Here is a 6,393-nt window from a genome sequence, read left to right as displayed (position 1 = left end):
TAATTGCGTTTTTGGCCAGCCCAGGATCGTCGTTTCTCAAGTGGGCTTGAGCGGCTCTACAACCACAGGCCGTAATGTGGTTTTTGGCGGTCAAGTGGGCATTGGGGGGCATTTGCATGTGGGTGAGTTCACTCAAATTGGGGGTAAAAGCGCGGTGGGTAAAGACTTGCCCCCTAACACTAATTTTGCCGGAGCGATTCCTGCTATGGAAATCCATGAATGGTTGAATGCCATTTCTACCCCTTTTTTGAAAAAAAGATGACTTAGAATATTGTATCTAGTGGTATTTAATTAATGGTTAATTATGCGTATTTATTTTTTAATGATGATGCGTTTTTATCTTATTTTAAATGGTGATGTGTTTGATTTAATTTAATGATGCGTTTTGTTTTTTAATGATGTGTTTGATTTAATTTAATGATGCGTTTAATTTAATGATGCGTTAATCTTTAAAGCTTTATTCTCTACCCCCCTTTTCCAATCACTCCCCCATCATTTCCAATAACGCTTATCCATTCCTTTCAAACTCTAAAATTTCTTTCAAACTCTAAATTTTCTTTCAAACTCTAAATTTTCTTTCACATTCCAAAAACTTTAAGCAAACTTTAAGCATTAGATGTCTATAATTACATTTCGTTTTTAAAGACAAGCTTTAAAAAGTTCTTTAATTTGAAACCACTCAAGCAAGTTCTACAAGCTAAAAAGCTTTAAATAAAAGCTCACTAGTTGGTAAAACTTGATTAAAAAAGATTAGGGATCAAGCATTTTTAGTCTTCTTTAAGGGTTTAACATTTAAGAGCGATTATAGCAAGTTTTTAAAGAAAAACGAAGTTATTTGATTTAACATTGTTAATAGCCTATGTAAAAGTAAAGTAAAACTACAATAACTCTGTCTTATATTCATTAAGGCAGTGGTAGCGCTGAAGAATATTCGTGCAATTGTCGTTATTCATTATAAAAGGGCGGGTTTTAAAGGATATTTTAAAATTTAAAACAAGCTTTTAAGAGCAGATGGCGGATGCCTTGCCAAAGAGAGGCGATGAAGGACGTACTAGACTGCGATAAGCTATGCGGAGCTGTCAAGGAGCTTTGATGCGTAGATGTCCGAATGGGGCAACCCAACTAATAGAGATATTAGTTACTCTAACAGAGAGCGAACCTAGTGAAGTGAAACATCTCAGTAACTAGAGGAAAAGAAATCAACGAGATTCCCTAAGTAGTGGCGAGCGAACGGGGAAAAGGGCAAACCGAGTGCTTGCATTCGGGGTTGAGGACTGCAACATCCAAGAGAACGCTTTAGCAGAGTTACCTGGAAAGGTAAGCCATAGAAAGTGATAGCCTTGTATGCGACAAGGCGTTCTTAGGTAGCAGTATCCAGAGTAGGCCAGGACACGAGGAATCCAGGTTGAAGCCGGGGAGACCACTCTCCAACCCTAAATACTACTCTTTGAGCGATAGCGAACAAGTACCGTGAGGGAAAGGTGAAAAGAACCGCAGTGAGCGGAGTGAAATAGAACCTGAAACCATCTGCTTACAATCATTCAGAGCCCTATGATTTATCAGGGTGATGGACTGCCTTTTGCATAATGATCCTGCGAGTTGTGGTATCTGGCAAGGTTAAGCGAATGCGAAGCCGTAGCGAAAGCGAGTCTTAATAGGGCGAACAAGTCAGATGCTGCAGACCCGAAGCTAAGTGATCTATCCATGGCCAAGTTGAAACGCGTGTAATAGCGCGTGGAGGACTGAACTCGTACCCATTGAAACGGGTTGGGATGAGCTGTGGATAGGGGTGAAAGGCCAAACAAACTTAGTGATAGCTGGTTCTCTTCGAAATATATTTAGGTATAGCCTCAAGTGATAATAAAAGGGGGTAGAGCCCTGATTGGGCTAGGGCTGCTCGCCGCGGTACCAAACCCTATCAAACTTCGAATACCTTTTATCGTATCTTGGGAGTCAGGCGGTGGGTGATAAAATCAATCGTCAAAAGGGGAACAACCCAGACTACCAAATAAGGTCCCTAAGTTCTATTCTGAGTGGAAAAAGATGTGTGGCTACTCAAACAACCAGGAGGTTGGCTTAGAAGCAGCCATCCTTTAAAGAAAGCGTAACAGCTCACTGGTCTAGTGGTCATGCGCTGAAAATATAACGGGGCTAAGATAGACACCGAATTTGTAGATTGTGTTTGACACAGTGGTAGAAGAGCGTTCATACCAGCGTTGAAGGTATACCGGTAAGGAGTGCTGGAGCGGTATGAAGTGAGCATGCAGGAATGAGTAACGATAAGATATATGAGAATTGTATCCGCCGTAAATCTAAGGTTTCCTACGCGATGGTCGTCATCGTAGGGTTAGTCGGGTCCTAAGCCGAGTCCGAAAGGGGTAGGTGATGGCAAATTGGTTAATATTCCAATACCGACTTATGGAGCGTGATGGGGGGACGCATAGGGTTAAGCGAGCTAGCTGATGGAAGCGCTAGTCTAAGGGCGTAGATTGGAGGGAAGGCAAATCCACCTCTGTATTTGAAACCCAAACAGGCTCTTTGAGTCCTTTCAGGACAAAGGGAGAATCGCTGATACCGTCGTGCCAAGAAAAGCCTCTAAGCATATCCATAGTCGTCCGTACCGCAAACCGACACAGGTAGATGAGATGAGTATTCTAAGGCGCGTGAAAGAACTCTGGTTAAGGAACTCTGCAAACTAGCACCGTAAGTTCGCGATAAGGTGTGCCACAGCGATGTGGTCTCAGCAAAGAGTCCCTCCCGACTGTTTACCAAAAACACAGCACTTTGCCAACTCGTAAGAGGAAGTATAAGGTGTGACGCCTGCCCGGTGCTCGAAGGTTAAGAGGATGCGTCAGTCGCAAGATGAAGCGTTGAATTGAAGCCCGAGTAAACGGCGGCCGTAACTATAACGGTCCTAAGGTAGCGAAATTCCTTGTCGGTTAAATACCGACCTGCATGAATGGCGTAACGAGATGGGAGCTGTCTCAACCAGAGATTCAGTGAAATTGTAGTGGAGGTGAAAATTCCTCCTACCCGCGGCAAGACGGAAAGACCCCGTGGACCTTTACTACAACTTAGCACTGCTAATGGGAATATCATGCGCAGGATAGGTGGGAGGCTTTGAAGTAAGGGCTTTGGCTCTTATGGAGCCATCCTTGAGATACCACCCTTGATGTTTCTGTTAGCTAACTGGCCTGTGTTATCCACAGGCAGGACAATGCTTGGTGGGTAGTTTGACTGGGGCGGTCGCCTCCTAAAAAGTAACGGAGGCTTGCAAAGGTTGGCTCATTGCGGTTGGAAATCGCAAGTTGAGTGTAATGGCACAAGCCAGCCTGACTGTAAGACATACAAGTCAAGCAGAGACGAAAGTCGGTCATAGTGATCCGGTGGTTCTGTGTGGAAGGGCCATCGCTCAAAGGATAAAAGGTACCCCGGGGATAACAGGCTGATCTCCCCCAAGAGCTCACATCGACGGGGAGGTTTGGCACCTCGATGTCGGCTCATCGCATCCTGGGGCTGGAGTAGGTCCCAAGGGTATGGCTGTTCGCCATTTAAAGCGGTACGCGAGCTGGGTTCAGAACGTCGTGAGACAGTTCGGTCCCTATCTGCCGTGGGCGTAGGAAAGTTGAGGAGAGCTGTCCCTAGTACGAGAGGACCGGGATGGACGTGTCACTGGTGCACCAGTTGTTCTGCCAAGAGCATCGCTGGGTAGCTACACACGGATGTGATAACTGCTGAAAGCATCTAAGCAGGAAGCCAACTCCAAGATGAACTTTCCCTGAAGCTCGCACAAAGACTATGTGCTTGATAGGGTAGATGTGTGAGCGCAGTAATGCGTTTAGCTGACTACTACTAATAGAGCGTTTGGCTTGTTTTTTGCTTTTTGATAAGATAACGGCAATAGAGCGCGAATGAGTTACCACTGCCTTACTGAGTGTAAGAGAGTTGGAGTTTTATAAAGACTTTTATAGGATTAAACTTTAATGAGGAATGAGATACCATCTCAATGATTTAAAGCTAAAGGCTATTAACGATCTTCTTTGTTAAAAACAGCTCCCTATAAAGAGAAAGGGGAGTTAAGGGTAAATGCGTTTTTATCTTTAGCTCCCTTTTCCTTGTGCCTTTAGAGAAGAGGAACTACCCAGTTAACCATTCCGAACCTGGAAGTCAAGCTCTTCATCGCTGATAATACTGCTCTTTTCAAGAGTGGGAATGTAGGTCGGTGCAGGGATAGGGAAATGTTTTTTTAGTCTTGCTTTTTACTTAATTTCATTATTGATTATATTTTAGTGCTTTATTTTTCTGTTGCTTTTTTATTTCTTTTGTTTTTAACTTTTTTAGTTTGGGTTGATTTGGGGGGGTTAAATGGTTTTTGTGTTTTAGAATTTTAGAACCGATCTAAAAGAAAACTTTTTTCATCAAGTTTCTTTTTTAAAAAAACCTAAAAATTTCTTAAACACTTCTTTAGGATCGAACATGTCGCACATTTTACACCCATACATGCCAATTAAAATCACAAACCAGCTCACATACACCCAACTCATCAAAAACCACAAAATAGAAACGCTCCCATACAGCTCATGGTAAGTGCGGTTGTATAACACATAATAAGTGAAAGCCCATTTTAGCACATGCCAAGAAACGCTCGTAAAAAACACCCATAAAAACACCCAAAAATAATGTTTAAACACCTTATTCGTGGGAATGGTAAAAAGGATCAAAAAAAACGCGTAAGTGCCTATCCATCTTAAAACATGCAACAAGCTTGAATCTTTATCTTCAAAAAACACTTGGATCTTAATATCAAAAAACACCACCAAAGGCAGAGCGAATAAAAACACTAAAGTCGTGCCAAACCCCCAAAATAAAAAGATTTCTTTACCCTTAAAATGCGCATAATCTCTGGGCTTTGCATCAAAAATTTTTGACGCGATGGAGCGGTAGTTTTCACAAAAAAGCACCAACGCCACCACAATAGACACTTCTTCAAGCGTGCCTAAAGTCATGTCTGTTTTTTTAAAATTTTCTAAAAAATCCTTAATCGCGCCAATAAGTTTAGGAGCGTTAGGGAAAATCAAGGCTTCCATTTCACCGCTGTGCGCTTGCATGTAATGAGACACAAAAAGACTAAACACAAACAACAAAATAGGCGATAAAGACAAAATCGTATAAAAACTCAAGCTAGAAGCGTAGTAAAACAATTCGCTCAAGCCCAAAAAGGCGTTTTTCAGACGCTCGGGGAAAATCATTCTAAGAAGGCGCAAAAACCCTCTAACGCTTTTGAAAAATTCTCTCATTAATGACAGCTTGTCGCCATTGTCAAACCATAAGAGAGCAGTTTTTCTATATCTTTTTTAGGGGCTTTGCCTTTGGTGGTCAAATAATCCCCCAACACCACCGCATTGATGCCGTATTCAAAAAGCTTGGCTTCCTTTTTATCGTTATCTTTAAACACCACTTCACGCCCCCCAGCCACCATAAGCCTAGCGTTAGGCAAAAACTCTTTAGCCAAAAGCACGCATTCTAGGGCTTCATCTGCACTTAAAGTTTCTGTATCAATGGGCAATACTGGGTTTTTAATGAAAAAATTAATGGGCGTGGTGTGCGGAGAGAGCGAAGCTAACGCCCTAAGCATTTCAATCCGATCTTCCCAGCTCTCATTAAGCCCAAAAATCCCCCCACTGCACAAGCCTAATCCCGCCCTTAATGCGTTTTCGCATGTGATAAACCTTTCTTCCCATGTGTGCGTGGAACAAATCTTAGGGAAGAAATTTTGCGAAGTCTCTAAATTATGGTTATAACTATGAATGCCCGCATCTCTTAAAAACTCTAATTGCTCCAAATCCGCACGCCCGCAGCATGCGATTAGATGCAAGCCCAATTCTTCTTTGTTGATGGCTTTAGCTAATTTAGCGATGTATTCGCATTTTTCATCGTCTAATTCACGCCCTGAAGTAACCAGACAAAACCCTAAAGCCCCTAACTCCCTTAAGGCTCTAGCCTCTTGTAAAACCACTTTTTCATCTTTGAATTTATAGCGCTTGATCGCTCCTTGGTGGTGTGAGCTTTGCGTGCAATAAGCGCAATCTTCCTTGCAATCCCCACTGCGCACATTGGAAATAGAACATAAAAAAATCTCTTGCATAATCATTCCTTTGTTTTAAAAAAGTTGGTTTTTTTTAGGTTGATTATAGCAAAGAAAAAGAAGCGCTTTTGATTTTAAAGGCTTTATTCCATTAAATATTAAAACTAAAACTTTATTTGATTTTAATTCAATTGTCCGCTAGCGCCTCTAAAGTCAATCTCAAAACTTTACGCTATAATTTATTCACTTTTTCATTAAGGGATTTTATGCAAGATTCATTCAATCAAAGTTTCCCCCCCCCCCCCCCC

General features: G+C 42.0%; 2 protein-coding genes, 2 rRNA genes and 1 pseudogene. 3 read left to right on the top strand and 2 right to left on the bottom strand.

What is annotated here, in order from left to right; translation table 11 throughout:
• The 3 genes and pseudogenes from BZK24_RS05735 to rrf form a co-directional block, all read left to right on the top strand.
• Window positions 1–262: pseudogene (locus BZK24_RS05735) on the top strand (UDP-3-O-(3-hydroxymyristoyl)glucosamine N-acyltransferase); the annotation flags it as partial.
• Window positions 263–991: 729 nt separating this feature from the next.
• Window positions 992–3,877 (top strand): 23S ribosomal RNA (locus tag BZK24_RS05730).
• A gap of 236 nt (window positions 3,878–4,113) precedes the next feature.
• A 5S ribosomal RNA gene (gene rrf / locus BZK24_RS05725) occupies window positions 4,114–4,231 on the top strand.
• Window positions 4,232–4,418: 187 nt separating this feature from the next.
• Here the strand turns inward: rrf and BZK24_RS05720 are convergent.
• Both BZK24_RS05720 and BZK24_RS05715 read right to left on the bottom strand, forming a co-directional pair.
• Window positions 4,419–5,297: a YihY/virulence factor BrkB family protein gene (locus BZK24_RS05720; RefSeq protein ID WP_001206570.1), complete on the bottom strand. Its 879-nt coding sequence runs from the start codon at window positions 5,295–5,297 to the stop codon at window positions 4,419–4,421.
• On the bottom strand, window positions 5,297–6,145 hold the full coding sequence (locus BZK24_RS05715) for a biotin synthase (RefSeq protein ID WP_001155608.1): 849 nt from the start codon (window positions 6,143–6,145) through the stop codon (window positions 5,297–5,299). The genes BZK24_RS05720 and BZK24_RS05715 overlap by 1 nt, the downstream gene beginning before the upstream one ends.
• Window positions 6,146–6,393: the final 248 nt, after the last annotated feature.

Source organism: Helicobacter pylori (genome assembly GCF_001998165.1).
GTDB lineage: Bacteria > Campylobacterota > Campylobacteria > Campylobacterales > Helicobacteraceae > Helicobacter > Helicobacter pylori_DL.
This window is presented reverse-complemented; position numbering and strand designations above follow the sequence as displayed.